We start from the raw sequence: 20,322 nt of genomic DNA, 5'->3' as shown, positions 1-20,322 counted from the left end.
CTGGTTGAGATATTTATGATTTTGGTTGGATTAGCAAAATTTGTAAGTCGGCTACATTAGTACCCGTTGCGCCTGTGATCAGCAAATCCTTGGATATCTGTAAGGCATGATAAGAATCATTATTGGCTAAATATTGCTCTGCTTCAATGGCTGCATTATGCCAGCGTGAAATTGTCTGGCTATCTACTATGCCGCCAGCAGCATCGGTTGGACCGTCTCGGCCGTCTGTTCCACCGCTTAAAAAAACCCAGTCTGCTTGAAACTGCTGCTGTTCAGCTGCCAGTGCAAATGCCAGCGCCATTTCCTGATTGCGCCCACCTAAGCCGGTGCCGTGCAAAGTGACGGTCGTTTCTCCACCCGCTAAAATAGCGCACGGTTTATTAATGCCTTGCGCGAGCAAAGCCTGTGCATATTGCACCAGATCTTCAGCCACTTTTGTAGCTTCGCCGGTCAATTGATCACTGTATAAATGCAGCTGATAATTTAAACTTTCCGCTGCGTGCATAATCGCATGCACGCTAATAGCATTACTGCCAACCAGTGTATAAGCTGTATGCTTAAATAGTTGGGCATCAGCTTTCGGTGTTTCGTCGATAAATCCTTGCTCGCCTTGCTTCAGGTGATTTTGTACAGAAACTGGCACTTTATCCCAAAGCTGCTTATCAGTAAAAACTTTTATCGCATCACTAAATGTCGTGCTATCGGCGACAGTGGGTCCACTGGCTATCGCACTGAGTTCATCACCCAACACATCAGATAAAATAAGCGCATGTAAATCTGCAGGAGCGGCCATTTTCGCAAGCCCTCCTCCTTTAAGGCGGGATAAATGCTTGCGTACGCAATTGACATCATTAATACTTGCACCGGAAGCGAGTAACAAATTAGTAGTGGCTATTTTTTGCTCCAGACTAATGCCCTCTGCAGGATAAGGGATCAATGCCGAACCTCCCCCTGAAACCAAAACCAGAACCAGCTCACCAGCATGGGCTTGTTGCGCAATTTCTGCTATGCGCAGTGCTCCCGAGAATCCCGCCTGATCAGGCAATGGGTGACTCGCCCCAATCACATCGATATTATCAATAGCTGTTATATTTTCATAATTACAAACGGCTATGCCAGGCCCTGCTAATAAATGTGCTGGAATCACTTCTTGTGCTGCTTTGACCATAGTACAGGCGGCTTTGCCAAAAGCAATCAGATGAATTTTTTGCCATGCACCATTGCGCTTATTACCACTACTATTCATATCTAATGATATTTGCAGCTGTTGCGCATCACTATGTAAACAGCGTTTTACAGCCAGGTAAGGATCTGCAGCACTAATTCCTGACAGAAAAATCTGCTCAGCATCGAGACGTAATTGATCAATTTTTGGCATAATTTTAATACTGGATCAAGCCATTTCTTTGGCTAATTTATAAATTAATTCTGCATCTAATACCTGCTTATTATCCTCAAACAACCGGGCAATACAAGCACGATGCAAAGCAAGCTTTAAAGCACCAAAGCCAATGGCTCCCCAGACTATTTTCCCGTGCCGCTCAATACCTTTATCCATCATATCTGTACCACCTATACCTGCTGGTGGTGTGGCATTAGCATCGGCCAGCATTTCAAGATTTGTGTTATTTTGCCAATGCTCTGTATTTAATAGCTCAATACCAGCCGCACCGGTTGCCAGGACTATATTGGCATGCTTTATGGCGTCACCTCGAGCGTCGCTATCAGCTGCTCCGACAGCGCTTAAATTAACATTAAAGCGTTGCTTCATGGCAAGGCAAGCTTGTTCAGCATTTAATTTATTACGCGATACGATAGTCACGTCTGCGCCTTCATATGCCAGCATAACCGCAGCGCGCTGACCAACCGGACCTGTACCGGCAAGAATCACCGCTTTTTTGCCTATTAAAGTGCCACTAGTTGCTAATTTGGCTACTGCGGCCGCAGCCGTTGTATTACTGCCATTACTGTCCAGCATCACAGAAACCTGGAAGCCGGAAAAAAAATAGGATTGTACTGCATTAAATAAAGCCTGACCTGCAGCCATATCACTACCACCAACAAAAATTGCGGTATTTTTTTTCTCTTTAGGAGGACGCGTAAAGATAGCGCCCTCTACCAAAGATCTGACATTATCAGCAGTCAGTTTAGCATGGCCAATCACATGATCAGCACCGCCATCATAAGCAACGACAGTGTCAAAAACAGAAGGGTAATTATCGGTATCAAATTGGAAAAGCAGCTTCTTCATTAGTCAGTGTAAAAGTTTTAGAACAATTATGCGTTTAAACGAATATAAATTCGCGTTATTATAACGTATAAAAAAAGTAAATCCTGTTTAGTCGCGTAGATATAATGCTGCCGATAGTTAACTAGAACAACCTCATATAATTATAATAACTATAAGGAAGGATGATAAATGAAAACACCCATTGATATAGCGGTTACCGGAGCTGCAGGACAAATTAGTTATTCATTGCTATTTCGTTTGGCATCAGGCGAATTATTTGGCCTGGATCAACCCATTGTATTGAGACTACTAGAAATAACGCCCGCTTTACATCGTCTACACGGCGTACAGATGGAACTCAATGACTGCGCCTACCCTTTATTACAAAAAGTTATCCTGACAGATGATGCGAAAGTTGCATTCAAAGACGTGGATTATGCCTTTTTAGTTGGCGCGAGGCCTCGCGGGCCAGGAATGAAGCGCAAAGATTTACTGGAATGTAATGCCGCTATTTTCGCAGAGCAAGGCAAGGCACTGAATGAGGTTGCACATCAGCATGTAAAGGTGTTAATTACTGGAAACCCGGCCAATACCAATGCCTTGATTACCCAAATGAATGCTCCCGATTTAAGCCCAAGCTGCTTTTCTGCCATGAGTATGCTGGATCATAACCGGGCAATCTTTCAATTAGCTAAAAAGTGTGGTGTACGTTCTAAAGAAGTCAAAAATATTATTGTTTGGGGAAATCACTCCGAAACGCAATACCCCGACTTGACTCATGCAACTGTTAAAGGTCTGGAAGCTTTAACGTTAGTCGATCAAACCTGGATTAAAGATGAATTTATTCCCACAGTACAAAATCGTGGCGCCAGCGTTATTGAAGAACGCGGGGGCTTATCGAGTGCTGCCTCTGCCGCAAATGCAGCGATTTGCCAGATGCGCTCATGGGTTTTTGGTACCGAAGTCAGTAGCTGGAGTGACTGGATCAGCATGGCGGTCATCTCTGATGGCAGTTATGGCGTAGAAAAAGGCTTGTTTTATTCTTTCCCGGTCAAAGTTTCAAGCGCTGGCGAATTATCAATTGTACAAGACCTTGAATTAGATGCCTTTAGCAAAGCATGTATCAAAGAATCTGCATTGGAATTAAAAGAAGAGCGGAAAGCCATTAAACATTTATTGTAAGTCCGATATTTGTTTAATATTCATCAGACAGGCGCAACATTTCGACAAACCACTCTATTCTACGGGTGGTTCTTGATTTAACCCCAAAGCTTCCCGCAAAATAGGAATGTTGTCGACGTGCGCGTATAAATACAAATCACTAACGCGCGGAAAAAGTGGCTGCCACATGCCATTTTTCTGCACCATAATCCCAATCCCACAGAAGCTAAGACGCATCATTTGGGCATTGAAAGAACAATGCCGTATTGCTGATTAAATTAAACAAGCCACCGCATTAAAGCGTGCCGACATCTACAACGTACATTCAACTATCGCTGATTAATTGCGACATAATCTCTTGCTGTTGCTCCGATATAGACCTGTCGAGGACGGGCAATTCTAGTCGCCTCGCTGGCACGCATTTCTTTCCACTGCGATAACCAGCCTGGCATCCTGCCCATAGCAAACATCGTGGTAAACATATTGGCTGGAATGCCTAATGCCTGATAAATAATGCCGGAATAAAAATCGACATTCGGATATAAATGCCGCTCAATAAAATACGGATCCTTCAACGCCTGCTCCTCCAGACCTCTGGCGATATCAAGCAGAGGATCATGAATACCTAATTTTTGCAACACGGAATCACAGGCATTTTTTATGATTTTTGCTCTGGGATCGAAGTTTTTATATACGCGGTGTCCAAATCCCATCAAGCGGAAAGGATCGTTTTTATCTTTCGCTTTATGCAGATATTTTTGGTAATCTCCGCCATTATTTTGAATTTCGTTTAACATTTCCAGCACTGCCTGATTGGCTCCACCATGTAATTGACCCCATAAGGCATCTATACCTCCGGAAACCGTAGCAAAAATATTAGCCTTCGATGAACCAATCACCCTGACTGTAGAAGTTGAACAGTTTTGCTCATGATCAGCATGCAAAATCAACAATGTATCCAGTGCGTCCGCAACTTCAGGGTCAATTGGATTGCCCTCTCCACCCTGTAGCATATTTAAAAAATCAGCAGCATAAATTAAAGACGGATCCGATGGAACGGGGGCCTGAGACTGAGTGCGCCGGAAAAAATAAGCAATAATAATTTTTATCTGACCCATCAACTGTGCGATCGCTCGATCTATATCAGCCTGTGAAAGCGAAGTCGGGTTGATAAATTCCGGATAAAAAGCCGATAGAGCCGATACTGCTGCTGAGACAACTCCCATAGGATGCGCCTCAAGCGGGAATTGGTCGATAATATTATAAATACCCTGCGGTAAACTCGAATACGAAGCCACCTTCTGTTTAAAGAGATTTAATTCAGACTGGCTAGGTAACTCGCCATAATAAAGTAAATAAGCCACCTCCTGAAACACAGATTTCTCAGCCAATTGTTCTATCGGGTAGCCGCGATAATGCAAAATTCCCTTTTCTCCATTAAGAAAAGTAATAGCCGACTCACATGAACCTGTATTGCCGAAACCATTATCCAGAGTAATACACGCCGATTCGGCCCTCAGTCGGGAAATATCCAGTGCCATTTCCTGTTCTGATCCGACGATCAACGGGAGTGAGTAGCGTTTACCTTGTATTTCTAAAGTTGCATTGTCAGACATGATTCCACCTATCGATAAAAAAGATTAATAAAAACTTGCTGCATAAAAAACACACCACATTAGCTCTAATCCAACATCTAATGTTTTGGGGTAATTTTCCTTAATTAAGTATACTGCAGCGAAGCATTTTGATGTATTTTTTTCAATAGTTTTTAGGACCCGCATGACTTCTGCTCTTTTTTCCATATATCCAGGAAAAAATGGTACTAAAACTTGCCAAGCAATGCGTATATTCAATCATAAAATAGTAACTATCGGTAATACTATTAGTGTTGCAGAATTTGGTGAGTTAGTACCTCAACATCCTAAAACACAAAAACTTACAATGCACTTACTATCTGTTGACTGGCCTACCTGAGACTTTTACTAGAATTATCGACCTAGTTCGCCCGCATACCCCTAGATATACGCAATTGATTTGTTGATTTTGACTTCATTGATTTTTTCATGATTATTAGATAATAGCTCTGAAAAAACCGATGTTATACAGGAGAATGACTTTGGTCGGTATCGACCCAAGCTTGAAGTATGTTGAGCGTCAATCTAAATGACTTAAAGAAAAACTGTTATGGCTAAAGAGCTTCAGGTATAAAAAAGGGAGGGATTTCTGGATAAGGCACTGCCTCGCAATCGACTACATTTATTGTGTCACCAGAAACAAAACTTTTGATTTTTTTAAATATTGGTAGCGGAGCAACATTATCATCAATAGGTACTCCAGCAGGGTCGAAATAGGAAACATCAACTGATCCTGCTAGTGACAAGGTTGTTTCTGATGTTGTTAGATCATGCACTAAGGTCGTAAAGCCTGAAGTTGTTGTAACTGACCAGCAGCCAATAGGGGGTGATGGAAAAGGTGTGGTGATAGCTGCTATTGATTGAAGACTACACTGATATTTATCTCCATCCTTATGACCACTACAGCCCGGCTTAAGCAAATTTAAGAACAGGGTGTCGTTCAACATATAGAAAAAACCAGGGGTGTTGCGTATTATTTTAGACAGCAAATTCGAGATCTACCTTTAAAAGGGATATACTGCATTTATGCCCAATACCATAAAGACACTTACGCCAGCTGGCGGACGTTCAGCGTTTGATATTGTCCAGGGTGTTGAACAGCAATTTAATGTCGTTGTGGCGCCCATTGGCAGTGACTTGAAAAATAGTATTTTTAGGGTTGTGCATATGGGTAATAAGGATAGAAGCTATACCGAAGTATTGCTCAATGCTTTATACAAATGCTACGAGAAACAATAATAAGAGTGCTTTATTGATGGCGGCAGGCGTAGGAAACTTAGCTGACATTTACACTGGATACCAGGAGCGCTATATTCATCGGGCACTGAAAGTTTGTCTGTGCGCGCGTTATTGCAACCCATTGGGCGGGTGGCTAATTCTATTTCTTCAGTCTGGTTTGCCCGTGACTTTCTGACCGCATATCATGATTATAAATGCCGATAATTTTATGGAAGAAAAAGTGCTGGACCTATTACTGCAGGAAACCCGGCCGCCATAGATGCTTAGTGATAGCTCGAGAATTGATGATGCCGTTTACAAGGTTCAACTGGCAAGGGTGATCGGCTAAAAAATACGGTAAACAGCTAAGGAGCGTGCACGAAATAAGGCATGCATCTTAAAATGGGGGCGCAGGTCTTTAGCCTGCATTGTAAAAGGCGGACTAAAGATCCGCGCCCCATTGTGTCGAAGTTACTTCATGCGCGTTCCTAAGTAATGAGCAGACTACAGGCGAATATGTCGGGATAGGTAGCTTGAGCAAAGAAGATCTCGAGGGTTTCAAGCAAAATGGTGATTAATACCGGGAAAAATTTTTATATCAATAATATAAAGAGAATTAAACAGTTTATCGCCAAAGAGTAAGCTAGCTCACTGGATTGTATTGCCTATACCTGCATCTATTGAGATTTACTATTAATATCAGGAAAACCGGTATGTCATTATCTAAACAATTGTTAGTACTTATTTCAGCCCTGTTCTTAATGATTTTTAGTGTCAATATTATCTTAAGTATTAATAACAGCAGAAGCTATCTGGAAGGAGAGGCTAAAATTCATGCGCAGGATACCGCCACGTCTCTGGGTTTGTCTCTGAGCCCGTATATGCACAATGAAACGGATCCGGTTATTAAAACCATCATGAACGCTATTTTTGATAGAGGCTATTATCAGCAGATCAGGTTGTTAAATGTCGAAGATCAGGTTCTGGTGACGCTAAGTAACAAAAAAGTCTTTGAAGGTGTGCCTGACTGGTTTGTAAAGCTGATTCCAATGAAGACAGTAGTGGCAGAAAGCGAGATCAGTACCAGCTGGAGTATTAGTGGCATGATCTATGTGACGCTTAATCCTAGTTATGCCTATTTGAAACTCTATCAGCAAGCCGTCAGAAGTTTTTATTACTCACTTTCCGCATTTATTCTTTCTATTAGTTTATTATTTCTGTTATTACGCATTACATTGTCACCTTTAAAGAAGATTAACCAGATGGCATTAAATATAGCCAAGGGGCATTTTCAGGTCATCGAACACCTGCCCTGGACCACGGAGGTCAGGAATGTCACTCTGTCTATGAATATAATGTCGAGCAAACTTGCTGCAGTGATTAACAATCTTAATACTAAACTGGATGGTATAGGCAGGAAGTTACAGCAGGATGAACTGACAGGTTTGAACAAGAAAGAAAGCTTTCATACTGAGATGGAACGGTTACGCGTTAGTGGTATTGATGCTTTTGTCATGTTTATAAAAATTGATCAGTTAAGCGCCCTGGCATTAAAGCTGAATGATGCTTCTATCGATCAGTTTATTAATGAGTTTGCCGATATACTCATTCGTGTAACAGAGCAGACTAATCAGGGAGAAATATTGGCCTACCGTTTTGGGGGCTCTAAATTCGCCTTATTAATGCAACAAGCCACACAGAAGCAAGCTGAGCAAGTTGCTCTGCAACTCAGCCATTATTTTTCAGAACTGGGAAAAAAACATCAACAGGCCGATATCGCGCATATTGGTGTTACAGCTGTCAATCATCTAAATTCCAGCGAAAGTATTTTACTGGCTGCTAATGAAGCTTATAAACAGGCACGGTTAATTGCTAATAATGGTTACTATATACGTACCAGAGGGGATCAGGCCAAGGATATTGAGGAATGGAAAAATCTGATTTTTAAGATCGTGGATGATCAGAGTTATCAGCTTAACTTTATAGGTCAGACAGAAGATTTTCCGACAGGACAGTTATTAATGGAAGAAGTTTTTACTCAGGCATTTGATGCACAAGGTAAATTAATTGCTATCGGAACCTTTGTTTCTATTGCAGAGCAACTTGAAAAAATTGCTGACCTAGATCAAGGTATTGGTTTAAAAGTCATTGAATATATAAAAACTAATAACATACGGCATGCCATAGCCATTAATTTGTCTATTAATACCATAAAAAATATTGCCTTCCGGTCCTGGTTAAGTAGCGTTTTAATGCGGAATAAAAAGATTAGTCAGCAACTGGTTTTTAGTATTTCAGCCTATGCCGTAACTAAAGAAGTCAAGGTTTATCAAGAGTTTATTGATTTTTTACATAAACTGAATGCACGAGTCATGATCAAGCGATTTGACACGCAATCCATGTCTGCTGAAGTTATCGAAGAATTAAGACCGGATTTTATTCGTCTATCAAGAGACTTGAGTGAAGGCATTGCCAAAGACCAGGAAAAAAAAGCTTTTGTGGAAACCATTCTGGCTATAGGAGAGTTGTTGGATATTGATATTCTGGCTGAAAACATTCAGGCAGAGGATGATTACATTTACATTAAGAATTCTGGCATTGCAGGTGCGAGTCGATAGTCGCCCTAAGCAATGAGCTATTAATGCTACATAATCTGCAAATAATCCCGCGATTGCTCTGTCTGCTCAGTCTAACTTTAATTTTTGATGTCTCTGCAGAGCTGAATATCAGTGCTGCATTTTTACCAAAAATTGAAAATAAATACGGAGCGGAAGCCTCCGCTAGAGTAGAGCAATGGCAGTCACTAATGCAATCGGGTGTGTTTTTGTCAGAACAGGATAAATTACAAAGGGTTAATGATTTCTTTAATCAGCACATTAAATTTACCGAAGATATTTATACCTGGGGTGTCAATGATTATTGGGCAACGCCATTGGAGCTTTTGACTAAAGGGATGGGAGATTGTGAAGACTATTCAATTGCCAAGTACTTTACTTTATTAGAGCTAGGAGTGCCCGAGAAGAAGATGCGTATCGTCTATGTTAAAGCGGTAAAGCTAAATCAGGCGCATATGGTATTAGCTTATTATTCATCGCCGCGAGCAATACCTGTGTTACTGGATAATTTAATACCCAGAATTAAACTGGCAACTGAGCGCATGGATTTATTGCCTGTCTATAGTTTTAATGGCTCCGGTTTATGGCTGGCAAAATCCAGAGGTAGAGGTGAAAAAGTCGGTAGTGCAGGCCAATTAAATATGTGGACAGAACTAAAGCAGCGCATGTTCAAGAGTGCGATTTAAAGTCCAGCGCAGTCTCCAGGTCAGCATCCAGAGGCTCAATGACAAATAGGTCTTCCTGCTCAGTAGTCCCTTGTTGCAAGGGAAAACACACTAGCCACTGATCATTAACTGCCAAGTTAAATATAGAGGTTCAGAGTTTTTGATTTTATTGCTTCTTGTTACTTTCCATAGTGCACACGCCGGGTTGATAGCCAACAACTTCCTCATGGCTACACGCTGTACAGTCGCTAGAATAGCTGGTAAATTGCCCGTTCTTTTCCATCGCGCAAACAGGTGCATAAATCATGGTACACACGTGCGGTCTTACTTCCGGGCAATCAACTAAATTACCCGGGCTTTTAGGTGTACTTTGACAGGCACTGACTGACATCAATATCATTAAAAACACACTATTTCTGACTTTCATTGTAAATTCCCCTATTCAACAGGTGACACTTTCACCACAGCACCAAATTTTGGATGATCTAAATAATGTACTTCATTTAAAAGCACCCGCCTTTTTTCATTTAAATGATATCTCTTGTCGCTAGATACAGCTGGGCTGAATTCCAGATCAGCAATAACATGCAGTAAGTTGCCACGTTGAATTTTTACCCAGCCGTTTAAATGTGCTTCAGGCTCCGAGACATCTATCGGTAAGCTGACACTTCCAGCAGCCACGGGAATTCGCCATGATTTATAATAAAAAGGTCGATAGGAACGTGCTCTTTTTAATCTATTATAAGTATATTGCAGAGTCTTACTGCCCGCACTGGCTTGTGCATATCTATTTACAGAGCCAATTTTTGTTGTTGTCTGCTCGAAGATTTCAGTATTAGGGGCTTGTTGCTGAAAAACGATTAACTCGACCTGAAACCAGCGCTGATCAGCTAAAGCCAGATTATTAAAGCAAAAAATGAGTACTGCAAACTGAAGTTTCAAACTATTCCTCATAAATTTTCTTCCGTTAATTGCGCCAATAATGAGGCTGTAAATGCTATTTTTTCTTCTGTAGTAACGAATTTTTGAGTGAAGCGTAGTTTATCTCCGCTTTCAAATTTATAAATATGCGCCTGCTTCTGGATCAAAATCAATAATTGCTGCATATTCAGTTTAGGATCAGAGCCAAATAATATTCGCCCTCCTTCACTGTATACATCAATTTTCTTGACGCCTATTTTATCGGCTTGCTGCTTTAATTCTGCCACTGAAAACAGCACTTTTACTTGTTCAGGTAACAGACCAAAGCGGTCAATCATTTCTATCTGTAACTCACGTAAATCATCTTTACTATCAGCACTGGAGATACGTTTATATAACACTAGCCGCGCATGTATATCGGGTAAATAGTCTTCGGGTATCAATGCGGCCGCTTGCAAATCCACTTCGGTACCGGTATGCAAGGGGGCATCTAGTTCCGGCTGCTTTCCTGATTTTAAGGCTTTAACAGCACGATCCAGTAATTCAGTATATAAAGTAAAGCCAATTTCCTGGATTTGTCCACTCTGACCATCACCCAATAATTCACCGGCACCACGAATTTCCATATCATGTGTAGATAATAAAAATCCGGCACCTAATTCACCTGAAGTTTCTAATGCTTCTATACGCTTTACTGCGTCTTTACTGATTAATTTTTTGGGTGGCGTAATAAAATAAGCATAGGCGCGATGATGCGAGCGCCCTACCCGCCCTCGAAGCTGATGCAGTTGAGCCAGTCCAAGCTTATCGGCACGGTTAATAATAATGGTATTTGCGGTAGGTATATCAATACCACTTTCTATAATTGTGGTACTTAATAACACATTAAAGCGTTGATGATAAAAATCCAGCATAATGCGTTCTAACTCACGTTCTGGCATTTGCCCGTGGGCGATTTCCACCCGTGCTTCCGGCACTAATTTTTCCAGGTCACGCGCCATCTTGTCCATCGATTTGACGTCATTATGCAGAAAATACATCTGCCCACCGCGTTTAATCTCTCGCTGGCAGGCCTCTTTTACCAATGAGTCAATCCATTCAGAAATAAAAGTCCTGATAGAATGACGATTAGGTGGTGGAGTCGCTATAATCGAAACATCCCTTAAACCTGACATCGCCATATTCAAAGTACGCGGGATCGGTGTGGCCGTCAGGGTTAATAAATCCACTTCCTGGCGAATTGCTTTAAAATGCTCTTTCTGGCGTACGCCAAAGCGATGCTCTTCATCAATAATCACCAAACCCAGCTGTTGATATTTTATTTCTTTCGAGAGTAATTTATGAGTACCAATCACAATATCAACTTTTCCTGCTGCCAGGTCTGCAATAATTGCTTTTTGCTGCTTAGGCGTGACAAAGCGCGATAATACTTCCACCCTAAAAGGCCAATCGGCAAAGCGATCACGAAAATTTTCAAAATGCTGTTGTGCCAATAAGGTTGTCGGTACCAACACCGCTATTTGCGCTCCGCTTTGTGCCGCAATGTAAGTAGCTCGCATAGCCACCTCAGTTTTGCCAAAGCCAACATCGCCACAAATCACTCGGTCCATCGGCTGTGCTGAGCTCATATCTTCAAGAATACTATCAATCGATGTTTGCTGATCCGGAGTTTCTTCAAATGGAAACGCATCGGCAAAAGCCAGATATTCACTTTCCTGATAAACAAATGCATGTCCTTTGTTCAAAGCCCGTTTGGCATGAATATCCAATAATTCGGCCGCCACATCATGGATTTTTTCCAGCGCTTTTTTCTTCGTTTTACTCCACTGATCACCACCCAGTTTATGCAACGGTGCCGTATCAGGATTAACCCCGGTATAACGTCCGATAACATCCAGGGCCGATACAGGCACGTAGAGCTTATCTTCATTGGCATATTCCAGAGTAAGAAACTCCGCGTCAATATCACCAAATTTTAAAACCTGTAAACCTAAATAGCGCCCGACACCATGCTCCTGATGAACCACCGGCGAGCCTACTGTGAGCTCATTCAGATTATTAACAATTTTTTCCAGCTCACGAGCAGCAGACTTTTTACGCCTGCGTCGTTGCTGCACTTTATCACCGCTTAGCTGGCTTTCGGTAATAATCGCCAAACCAGCGTGTTGTAGATATAAACTATGATCTAAGGATGCAACTACGATACAGGGGGATTCATTAATTTGTAGAAACGTACTCCAATTATCAACTTGTTTGACGCTGATTTTATAGCTACGTAACTTATCGACTAATGCTTCTCTATGCCCTGCCGTTTCAGCAACAAACAGCACTCTGCTCTCACTATTTGCAACAAAGGCCTTTAAGCGGCTGGCTGGTTCACGCAACCGCTGATCTATAGTCACCTCAGGTAAACTTATGCTACCTGCCTGCCATGCACTTTCTTCTGTTTGCGTAGTTAAATAAATACGCCGAAATTCATTGATATGCTGAATAAATTCGTCAGTTTGAATATACAGCTTTTCAGGTGCTAACAGTGGACGTTCCAGATCATATTTACGTTGCTGAAAACGCTCATCAATCTCTTCAATAAATTGTTCAGCTGATTGCTGCAAAGTATCCGGCAACACAAAAGTCGTCGTGGTCGGAATATAATCAAACAACGTTTCAGTTTTATCAACAAACAGGGGCAAATAGGCTTCTATCCCGCTCGGAGTAATGCCTTTACTGACATCCTGATACAAAGTATTATGTTGATAGTTATCCGGGAATGCTTCCCGAAATGACTGCCGAAAATGCTTGATGGCTTCATCAGTAAAGGGAAACTCTCGAGCAGGAAAAAGCTGTATTGCATCAACTTTAGCTATCGAAAGCTGGGTTTCAGGATCAAAAGTTCTGATCGATTCAACTTCTTCATCAAACAACTCAATCCGAAACGGATATTTACTACCCATAGGAAATAAATCGACAATAGAGCCGCGCACTGCAAACTCAGCATGTTGCACCACTTGCGAGACACATTGATACCCGACGGCTTCCAGCTTGATGCGGTTTAAATCCAGATTAAAGGTACTGCCAATTTCTATGGAAAAACTATTGGCTAAAATATGCTCTCTAGGTGCCAGACGATGCATTAAAGTCGCCACTGATAACACGAGCGCGCCACGCGTTACCTCGGGTAAATTAGCTAAAGATTTTAAACGCTCGGAAACAATTTCAGGCAATGGCGAAAAAACATCATACGGCAGAATTTCCCAGTCGGGAAAATGTAATATGGGGTATTCATCTTCCAGGAAAAAAGACAGCTCATGTTCTAAGCGCAAGGCAGTCTGGCTATCAGGAGTCAGAACAACAAACAATCGTGACTCCTGTTTGATCGCTGTTGCTATTGCCAGAGAGTCTGCACAACCCTTCATTCCAGACCAGAATACAGGCTGTTTAATTTTATGCGGTACTTTCAGTAAGAAAATGGCTTGCTTGTCAGACATTATTAAAGGCTAAAAATCTAGTGTTGTATGCTGAATTTATAAAAAGGGTCACGCGGATTTTTGTCCGCCAGTAAATGCAAAAATTGCGGGTAGTTTACCACGTACATGAACAAGTAGCTCTCATCAAACGCTGTCTATTATAGGCTAGCCCGCTGAATAAACATCGCATCTCCATAGCTAAAAAAACGGTATTTTGCTGCAATAGCATGTTGATACACTTTTTTAATTCGCTCATAGCCTGCAAAAGCAGACACCAGCATCAATAAAGTCGATTCAGGCAAATGAAAATTAGTGAGCATGGCATCAACCGTTTTAAATTGATAACCAGGAGTAATAAATAAATCAGTATCGCCACATGCGCTTGCTAATTGACCACTGCGTGAAGCAGACTCCAGAGAACGCATCGCCGTCGTACCGATTGCTATAACACGTCCACCTCGTTTTTTAGCTTTCTCTACCGCTACAACCGTTTGTTCAGGCACTTCAAAGTATTCCTTGTGCATGACATGATCAGCCAGATTCTCAACTTTTACAGGTCGAAAGGTACCGCTTGCCACATGCAAAGTGACAAATGCAATCGCAATGCCTTTGGCCTGAATTTTTGCCATCATCGCGGCATCGAAATGTAAACCCGCAGTCGGTGCCGCAACAGCACCGCTTTGCTGAGCAAAAACAGTTTGATACCGCGTCTGATCGCTAATATTATCAGCACGTTCTATATAAGGCGGCAGAGGCATGTGCCCGATGCGATCTAAAATATCTGCCAGTAGCTGTTCACCCTTAAACTGTAAATGAAATAAATCATCAACACGACCCAGCACCTGACACTGAAAACCGGCATCTAACTCAATCAATGCACCCGCTTTGGGGGATTTACTGGAACGCATATGTGCCAAAACCTCGCGCTCATTCAACACTCGCTCTAGTAAAATCTCAACCTTGCCGCCTGATTGCTTATGACCAAACAAACGAGCAGGAATAACCTTGGTATTGTTTAATACCAATAAATCATCCTTATTCAGTAACGCCAGCAAATCAATAAACTGTTTATCTTCAATAGCATCACTATCTTTATGCAGATATAATAATCGGCTTGCACTACGTTCAGGTAAAGGTTGCTGAGCAATCAACTCATCTGGAAGCTCATAGTAAAAATCACTTTTTTTCATGCATGCCATATTTGCCACTTAGACGGCTCTTAATATTAAAAGCGTCTATTTTATAGAATTTTCTGGCAATATAAAAAAAGATTACTTATAATTAGCAGCTGTTCTATGCCGGGGTGGTGAAACTGGTAGACACGCCGGATTCAAAATCCGGTTTCTTCGGAAGTGCCGGTTCGATTCCGGCCCTCGGTACCATAGAATTGATCAATAACGTCTCAGGACGTACATTAAGCCAGCGTAATTGCTGGTTTTTTTATGCCTGATGCTTTTAAACATCCGAGCAAATCCATTGCAATCCAGTATTAAATGGAGGAGCTTAGTTCAACACCCTCATTAGATCCCCGCCAAATGCTTACAAACCAGAAAGTAAAAGCACTCAAGCCGGACAGTATTGGCGTTTGAAATATCGATTATCCGGTACAGAGAAAAACCTGGCTGTTGCCTTTCATTTTACGCAAGATATTATCCAAATAACTCTCTCATAATCAGAAAATATGTTATCCAGTTTATTCAAATAAGGAATGACGGATACTGCTTGTAAACTGAAAAAATAAGATTGATGTGAATGCTAAAGCGAGTGTTGAAACGACTTTGTTGGTAATGAAATCAGTTTTCTTTAATTTCCGAAAAATAATCTGTGTTGATTAGCTATTTTGTCTAAAGAAGGATGTAGCGTTATTTTTTCTAAGAAAAAAAAGGGGGGGGTAATTTAGCAGTAGATCATGTGTTATTAGTATTATGATGGCTTGATTTATGACTGGATTACTTGAATACGATGCTAAAAAAATCTACCACCCCCACTCCTCCAACCATCTGGGCGCTGGGCTTTGTCAGTCTGTTTATGGATTTATCATCTGAGCTGATACACAGTTTATTGCCGGTTTTTTTGGTGACTACATTGGGCGCGAGTGCATTAACAGTGGGGTTGATAGAGGGGTTGCGGAGGCAACTGCACAGGTTGTTAAAATATTTTCCGGCGCTATCAGTGTAAGCGTCAATTAAACCACACATTCTAAACCCCTATAAAAAAGGGCACACTAATACCTCCATTTAACTTCAGAGGTATTTATGAGCCCATCTCAAAATAAAGCGACTATGCAAGAGCATATACCACAATGGCAAGCCAGTCGTTTAACTCAGGCTGAGTATTGCAAGGTCCATGATATCAAGCCGCATATCTTCAGTTATTACAAAAAGAAATTCGGTTCGGCCAGCTCGTCAGTGCAACAAACCAGCCAACTGGTTCCGGTAAAATTTGTTGCCGAAGACAATTTAAGTGGCCCAAGGCTATCGTCGGTTATCAAAGTCACTCATACCAATGGCTTTGGCCTGGAAATACAGGCCAATACGGAACTCAGTATTTTAAAACCGTTATTGGAGTTGGTGAGGTCCATCTCATGATAAACGGTCTTGCTGTTAATCAGGTGTATCTGGCGACAGGTGTTACGGATATGCGTAAGTCCATTAATGGCTTGTCGCTGATCGTTTCAGAGCAGTTGGGCCATGATCCCTTTACCGGGAGTGTTTTTGTCTTTTGTAATCGCTCTCGCGATAAACTAAAACTACTCTATTGGGAATGTAATGGCTTCTGGCTTTATTATCGCCGCCTGGATAAGGGGACGTTCCAGTGGCCAAGCGAATTGAACGAGCAGGCTGTGTCACTAACCTCACGTGAATTACACTGGTTACTGGATGGTTTATCCTATCACCAAGTGCAAGCGCACACGGCTGTTTCTGGTCTAAAAAACAACTGATCAAGCGACTCTATTCTGCATAAAAAGAATCAATAAAACAGCAAGTTAAACCTTATTTATCAGCCTTTTAGTGGTATAATAATCACCACGAACTCACTTCCTGAGACACTGCCAGATGAGACGAATGCACTGCAAAAAATGGTGCTGGACTATCAGTCGACAGTAGATCAATTACAGGAAAAACTGACGTGGTATGAGGAGCAGTTTCGTTTGTTTCAACACCAGCGCTTTGGAGCATCCAGTGAAAAGTGTCCTGACCAAATGGAGTTGTTTAATGAAGCGGAATCGATTCTTGACGCCTTAAAGCAAGAGGAGACTGATCTTGAAGAAACGGTTAGCTATCAACGCAAAAAGCCAGGTCGTAAACCGCTCTCCAGACATCTCCCGCGAGAAGTCGTTCGCTATGAATTACCTGAAGCAGAACGTGTGTGTGACTGTGGTCATGCCTTGCATGAGGCTGGCGAAGACACGTCAGAGCAGTTAGAAATCATTCCTGCTCAAATCAAGCTGATTGAGCATGTGCAGGTAAAGTATGCCTGTCGTGCCTGCGAAAATGGCATTATTAATGCGCCTAAACCGGCACAGCCCATTCCACGCAGTTTTGCTTCGGCCAGCTTACTAGCCTACATTATTGTAGCCAAGTTTATGGATAGCTTGCCACTCTATCGCCAGGAAACGATTTTCAAGCGCTTAAGTATCGACCTTTCGCGTGCAACGTTATCAATCTGGGTATTGAAGTCCGCTGAATTGCTTGCCCCCTTTTATGATCGACTGCATGAATTACTGATCCTGCAGAAAATTCTCCAGGCTGATGAAACAACTTTGAATGTTATTCAGGATGGACGAGAGACGAAATCAAAATCCTATATGTGGCTCTATCAAAGTGGTGGTCATGAAGCTGAATGCCCAATTGTTTTGTATGAGTATCAGGCAACCCGGGCGGGTGCACATGCGGCGAGCTTTTTACAGGGCTTTTCAGGCCACTTGCAAGTGGATGGCTATGCCGGCTATCACGCCCTTGCATCAGATGACTGTCTCCTCGTCGGTTGTATGGCGCATGCGCGTCGTAAATTCGATGAAGCACTGAAAGCACTTCCCAAAGCGAGCCGCAAAAATAAAATGGGCATGGCTCAAACGGCATTACGCAAGTTCACTCGTCTTTATGCGTTTGAGAAACAATTTAAAGATCTGACAATAGAGCAGCGTTATTTGTTACGTCAGGAAAAATGTAAACCTTTGCTGGATGACTTAAAGCAGTGGTGCGATGACCATGTTACCAGGACAGCAAAAGACAGCACGATAGGTAAAGCCATTCGTTACACCCTTAACCAGTGGAGTAGCCTGATTCGCTATATTGATGACGGAAATATACACATTGATAATAATGCAGCTGAACGTCGTATCAAACCGTTTGTGATTGGGCGTAAAAACTGGTTGTTTAATCAAACACCTCGTGGAGCAAATGCCAGTGCACTGCTATACAGCCTGGTGCAAACAGCGGTTGCCAATAATCTGGAGCCTTTTGATTATCTGAAGTATTTACTTACTGAGCTACCCAAGCTTGGTAGGCATTATGAACCAGAGGCGTTAGATCAGTTTCTACCCTGGAACTTGATTGAAAAAGTTAAGCCTTTAAAGTAAGTGGAGTAGCTTGTCTAGGTGGTAAGAATCGACGGTTACATAGCCATTATCCTGGAAACCTCAGTGGAGCACGGATTTTGTGAAAATCTGAGTGTGAAAGACAAGGCACAGCTCGCAGGCAATGACCGTAGCCCTTAGCAAGAACTGTAACGCCGTATTTCGTGCCCAGATTTATCCACAAAACCGTAAAGCGGAGTAGAGTCACCCAACAGGTGACAAGCATTTACGATCATTATATTTTATATTTAGTCACTTATAATGTTTTATAGCGGTCAACTGCGGTTTCTAGGATTATTGTCCCCCAAGGGTTTGCCGTCGACTTTGGATTGTGGCTGTTTACTGGCCTTATTCAGGCACTGGATCAGTGATGCTTTGGTTATGGATCCTTTTAAAGAATAGGTGCCATGAATATCCCGTATTCCGCTAGCGCCATAACGGGCTACAAAGAATATTAGTGATAGGCTGAAAGTTATACGTAATCAGGTGCACTGATGAGTTAAATTCAGGAGCCCGTAAATAATTAATTTTTTTAGACTGAATTTCTGTTAGTTTATCTGCATTTTTGAGCAGTAAGTAAGAGAGCATCCTTTCATGAGTTCTTTGCCCTCTATAGCGGCCTTTCTAAACTCCATTCGGCGCTGATTTTTGATCGCATCACATAGTAGTCAAACGATTCACATGGAGATCTTTTAAGTAAACAATTAACTGAAAACGATCTTGAACTTTCAACTTTCGATATATTGCGCTTAAATGTGCTTTCACAGTACGAACACTAATATTCAATTTATTTGCAATTTCAATGTTATCTATACCATCATAAATCAAATCAATAACCTCAATTTCTCTTGGCGTTAAAACTAAAAGTGAATCAAAACTCGCATGATTAAATTTTTTATTATTCATTGAAGCGAAATTTTTATCCACTATACTTTTAAGCATTTTAGGAATAATCCGACGTTCCAACCAAATTTCATTCTTTAATACAGCTGCAATGGCACGAAACATTAATTTTTTATCAATAAATCTTTCAGAGCATCCACATGCACCGGCATGAATCATGTTAATTTGCTGAATGGGCGAAAGAACATCACCCACAATTATAATTTTCTTAATACATTTAGACATCCTATTAATACAATTCATATCAACTAAAAGTGAGGCATCAATAATCAATAGAAATCTATTATTAATCTCTTGTCCTTCCTCCTGAATAGTCTCAAGATTATCATAGAAAACAATAGTATATTTCTCGCTTAAAGCCTCAATCCAGCATTGAAGTTCTGCCCTCTGATGAGATGCCATTAGTAACTTATCCACGTATGCCCTCGATCAATAACGCTACGAGCCTACGACTAATCCACGCCTCGCCATTTGCAACCGCTTTAACTGCTTTAGTTTGAAATTTATACATATCCTTTACATCAAGATATCCATAAATACCACTAAGTAAGCAACACAAAACATCCTCATCCCTCAAGTTCTCCCCAAGCAGTATAATTTTACTAGTGGGACACTCACGAAGTAAGGAAGCAATAAATAACTCCATACTGATATTACCTTCATTATATTCGAGCAAAATCACTAAAGGTTTATTGTGTTTAACCGCGCTTAACCCTTCTTGATAACACTGATAATAACCCAACATATTAAACGGACTATTATCCAAAAAACCAACGTGAGTTGGAGAAATTATTTGGACCCTAACATTCATAATACAAATTCACCATTCCACAAAAAAGCTCAGAAAATAAGCTAGATATAATATTATAAGCCGACATCCTCAGATTACTTGTCATTTAATTAATCGCATTTTGAAATTATTCCTTACTTTT

Annotated in this window: 20 protein-coding genes and 1 tRNA gene; 10 read left to right on the top strand and 11 right to left on the bottom strand. The window is 41.4% G+C overall.

Annotated features, from left to right (window positions below; all coding sequences use genetic code 11):
• Positions 1–13: 13 nt before the first annotated feature.
• Positions 14–1,378, bottom strand: coding sequence for a glycerate kinase type-2 family protein (locus AU255_RS04035; RefSeq protein ID WP_080521682.1), 1,365 nt, complete (start codon positions 1,376–1,378; stop codon positions 14–16).
• A gap of 15 nt (positions 1,379–1,393) precedes the next feature.
• A complete protein-coding gene (locus tag AU255_RS04030; protein ID WP_080521681.1) occupies positions 1,394–2,251 on the bottom strand; it encodes an NADP-dependent methylenetetrahydromethanopterin/methylenetetrahydrofolate dehydrogenase in 858 nt (285 codons plus the stop codon).
• Between the two features lie 168 nt (positions 2,252–2,419).
• Here AU255_RS04030 and AU255_RS04025 point away from each other — a divergent pair, with 168 nt between their 5' ends.
• Positions 2,420–3,412: a malate dehydrogenase gene (locus AU255_RS04025; protein ID WP_080521680.1), complete on the top strand. Its 993-nt coding sequence runs from the start codon at positions 2,420–2,422 to the stop codon at positions 3,410–3,412.
• Positions 3,413–3,720: 308 nt separating this feature from the next.
• On the opposite strand, the gene AU255_RS04020 is transcribed toward AU255_RS04025, so the two are convergent.
• A complete protein-coding gene (locus AU255_RS04020) occupies positions 3,721–5,007 on the bottom strand; it encodes a citrate synthase (protein ID WP_080521679.1) in 1,287 nt (428 codons plus the stop codon).
• Positions 5,008–5,170: 163 nt separating this feature from the next.
• On the opposite strand from AU255_RS04020, the gene AU255_RS04015 reads away from it, so the two are divergent.
• Positions 5,171–5,365, top strand: coding sequence for a hypothetical protein (locus AU255_RS04015; protein WP_080521678.1), 195 nt, complete (start codon positions 5,171–5,173; stop codon positions 5,363–5,365).
• Between the two features lie 214 nt (positions 5,366–5,579).
• Here AU255_RS04015 and AU255_RS04010 read toward each other — a convergent pair whose 3' ends face one another.
• Positions 5,580–5,972 carry a hypothetical protein gene (locus AU255_RS04010; protein WP_080521677.1) on the bottom strand — a complete coding sequence of 131 codons (393 nt, stop codon included), beginning with the start codon at positions 5,970–5,972 and terminating at the stop codon, positions 5,580–5,582.
• Between the two features lie 79 nt (positions 5,973–6,051).
• Here AU255_RS04010 and AU255_RS04005 point away from each other — a divergent pair, with 79 nt between their 5' ends.
• From AU255_RS04005 to AU255_RS03995, 3 genes are all read left to right on the top strand, one after another.
• Positions 6,052–6,264: a hypothetical protein gene (locus tag AU255_RS04005; RefSeq protein ID WP_080521676.1), complete on the top strand. Its 213-nt coding sequence runs from the start codon at positions 6,052–6,054 to the stop codon at positions 6,262–6,264.
• 692 nt (positions 6,265–6,956) lie between these two features.
• Positions 6,957–8,861 (top strand): bifunctional diguanylate cyclase/phosphodiesterase, encoded by a 1,905-nt coding sequence (locus AU255_RS04000; RefSeq protein ID WP_080521675.1) that lies wholly within the window; start codon positions 6,957–6,959, stop codon positions 8,859–8,861.
• Between the two features lie 23 nt (positions 8,862–8,884).
• On the top strand, positions 8,885–9,544 hold the full coding sequence (locus AU255_RS03995; RefSeq protein ID WP_080521674.1) for a transglutaminase-like cysteine peptidase: 660 nt from the start codon (positions 8,885–8,887) through the stop codon (positions 9,542–9,544).
• On the opposite strand, the gene AU255_RS21040 is transcribed toward AU255_RS03995, so the two are convergent.
• The 5 genes from AU255_RS21040 to queA form a co-directional block, all read right to left on the bottom strand.
• Positions 9,528–9,659, bottom strand: a complete 132-nt coding sequence (locus tag AU255_RS21040; RefSeq protein WP_269844767.1) for a hypothetical protein — start codon at positions 9,657–9,659, stop codon at positions 9,528–9,530. The two genes, AU255_RS03995 and AU255_RS21040, sit on opposite strands and share 17 nt — an antisense overlap.
• A gap of 30 nt (positions 9,660–9,689) precedes the next feature.
• Entirely contained in the window at positions 9,690–9,950 is a 261-nt protein-coding gene (locus AU255_RS03990; RefSeq protein WP_080521673.1) for a hypothetical protein, read from the bottom strand.
• A gap of 11 nt (positions 9,951–9,961) precedes the next feature.
• Positions 9,962–10,477 carry a CsiV family protein gene (locus tag AU255_RS03985; protein ID WP_080521672.1) on the bottom strand — a complete coding sequence of 172 codons (516 nt, stop codon included), beginning with the start codon at positions 10,475–10,477 and terminating at the stop codon, positions 9,962–9,964.
• Complete coding sequence (mfd, locus tag AU255_RS03980; protein ID WP_080521671.1) at positions 10,474–13,929, bottom strand: transcription-repair coupling factor; 3,456 nt, start codon at positions 13,927–13,929, stop codon at positions 10,474–10,476. The genes AU255_RS03985 and mfd overlap by 4 nt, the downstream gene beginning before the upstream one ends.
• Positions 13,930–14,066: 137 nt before the next feature.
• A complete protein-coding gene (gene queA, locus AU255_RS03975; protein ID WP_080521670.1) occupies positions 14,067–15,098 on the bottom strand; it encodes a tRNA preQ1(34) S-adenosylmethionine ribosyltransferase-isomerase QueA in 1,032 nt (343 codons plus the stop codon).
• Between the two features lie 107 nt (positions 15,099–15,205).
• Between queA and AU255_RS03970 the strand changes: the two genes are divergently transcribed.
• The 5 genes from AU255_RS03970 (at position 15,206) to tnpC (ending at position 18,490) form a co-directional block, all read left to right on the top strand.
• Positions 15,206–15,290 (top strand) — tRNA-Leu (locus AU255_RS03970).
• A gap of 580 nt (positions 15,291–15,870) precedes the next feature.
• Complete coding sequence (locus tag AU255_RS03965; RefSeq protein WP_233144547.1) at positions 15,871–16,086, top strand: hypothetical protein; 216 nt, start codon at positions 15,871–15,873, stop codon at positions 16,084–16,086.
• A 77-nt stretch (positions 16,087–16,163) separates the two neighbouring features.
• The gene (gene tnpA / locus AU255_RS03960; protein ID WP_080521669.1) at positions 16,164–16,496 is read left to right on the top strand and encodes an IS66 family insertion sequence element accessory protein TnpA; all 333 of its coding nucleotides are present in this window, start codon (positions 16,164–16,166) and stop codon (positions 16,494–16,496) included.
• On the top strand, positions 16,493–16,849 hold the full coding sequence (gene tnpB / locus AU255_RS03955) for an IS66 family insertion sequence element accessory protein TnpB (protein ID WP_080521668.1): 357 nt from the start codon (positions 16,493–16,495) through the stop codon (positions 16,847–16,849). The genes tnpA and tnpB overlap by 4 nt, the downstream gene beginning before the upstream one ends.
• Positions 16,850–16,987: 138 nt before the next feature.
• The gene (gene tnpC, locus AU255_RS03950; protein ID WP_080521667.1) at positions 16,988–18,490 is read left to right on the top strand and encodes an IS66 family transposase; all 1,503 of its coding nucleotides are present in this window, start codon (positions 16,988–16,990) and stop codon (positions 18,488–18,490) included.
• Between the two features lie 654 nt (positions 18,491–19,144).
• Here the strand turns inward: tnpC and AU255_RS03945 are convergent.
• Together AU255_RS03945 and AU255_RS03940 are read right to left on the bottom strand one after the other, a co-directional pair.
• A complete protein-coding gene (locus AU255_RS03945; RefSeq protein WP_143735846.1) occupies positions 19,145–19,807 on the bottom strand; it encodes a helix-turn-helix domain-containing protein in 663 nt (220 codons plus the stop codon).
• Positions 19,800–20,135, bottom strand: coding sequence for a transcriptional regulator (locus tag AU255_RS03940; protein WP_158083046.1), 336 nt, complete (start codon positions 20,133–20,135; stop codon positions 19,800–19,802). Before AU255_RS03940 ends, AU255_RS03945 begins: the two co-directional genes overlap by 8 nt.
• Positions 20,136–20,322 lie beyond the last annotated feature (187 nt).

The sequence above is a fragment of the Methyloprofundus sedimenti genome (genome assembly GCF_002072955.1).
GTDB lineage: Bacteria > Pseudomonadota > Gammaproteobacteria > Methylococcales > Methylomonadaceae > Methyloprofundus > Methyloprofundus sedimenti.
The sequence above is the reverse complement of the archived record's forward strand: the minus strand, read 5'-3'. Positions and strand labels throughout refer to the sequence as shown.

Bases quoted from the DNA above. Each gene is read 5' to 3' on its own strand.
- AU255_RS03985 (WP_080521672.1), bottom strand. From the start codon at position 10,477: ATGAGGAATAGTTTGAAACTTCAGTTTGCAGTACTCATTTTTTGCTTT.
- AU255_RS04025 (WP_080521680.1), top strand. From the start codon at position 2,420: ATGAAAACACCCATTGATATAGCGGTTACCGGAGCTGCAGGACAAATT.
- AU255_RS04020 (WP_080521679.1), bottom strand. From the start codon at position 5,007: ATGTCTGACAATGCAACTTTAGAAATACAAGGTAAACGCTACTCACTC.
- AU255_RS04030 (WP_080521681.1), bottom strand. From the start codon at position 2,251: ATGAAGAAGCTGCTTTTCCAATTTGATACCGATAATTACCCTTCTGTT.
- AU255_RS04035 (WP_080521682.1), bottom strand. From the start codon at position 1,378: ATGCCAAAAATTGATCAATTACGTCTCGATGCTGAGCAGATTTTTCTG.
- queA (WP_080521670.1), bottom strand. From the start codon at position 15,098: ATGAAAAAAAGTGATTTTTACTATGAGCTTCCAGATGAGTTGATTGCT.
- AU255_RS03990 (WP_080521673.1), bottom strand. From the start codon at position 9,950: ATGAAAGTCAGAAATAGTGTGTTTTTAATGATATTGATGTCAGTCAGT.
- AU255_RS04010 (WP_080521677.1), bottom strand. From the start codon at position 5,972: ATGTTGAACGACACCCTGTTCTTAAATTTGCTTAAGCCGGGCTGTAGT.
- mfd (WP_080521671.1), bottom strand. From the start codon at position 13,929: ATGTCTGACAAGCAAGCCATTTTCTTACTGAAAGTACCGCATAAAATT.
- tnpB (WP_080521668.1), top strand. From the start codon at position 16,493: ATGATAAACGGTCTTGCTGTTAATCAGGTGTATCTGGCGACAGGTGTT.
- AU255_RS04015 (WP_080521678.1), top strand. From the start codon at position 5,171: ATGACTTCTGCTCTTTTTTCCATATATCCAGGAAAAAATGGTACTAAA.
- AU255_RS03940 (WP_158083046.1), bottom strand. From the start codon at position 20,135: ATGTTGGGTTATTATCAGTGTTATCAAGAAGGGTTAAGCGCGGTTAAA.
- AU255_RS03995 (WP_080521674.1), top strand. From the start codon at position 8,885: ATGCTACATAATCTGCAAATAATCCCGCGATTGCTCTGTCTGCTCAGT.
- AU255_RS04005 (WP_080521676.1), top strand. From the start codon at position 6,052: ATGCCCAATACCATAAAGACACTTACGCCAGCTGGCGGACGTTCAGCG.
- AU255_RS04000 (WP_080521675.1), top strand. From the start codon at position 6,957: ATGTCATTATCTAAACAATTGTTAGTACTTATTTCAGCCCTGTTCTTA.
- tnpA (WP_080521669.1), top strand. From the start codon at position 16,164: ATGAGCCCATCTCAAAATAAAGCGACTATGCAAGAGCATATACCACAA.
- tnpC (WP_080521667.1), top strand. From the start codon at position 16,988: ATGGTGCTGGACTATCAGTCGACAGTAGATCAATTACAGGAAAAACTG.
- AU255_RS03965 (WP_233144547.1), top strand. From the start codon at position 15,871: ATGCTAAAAAAATCTACCACCCCCACTCCTCCAACCATCTGGGCGCTG.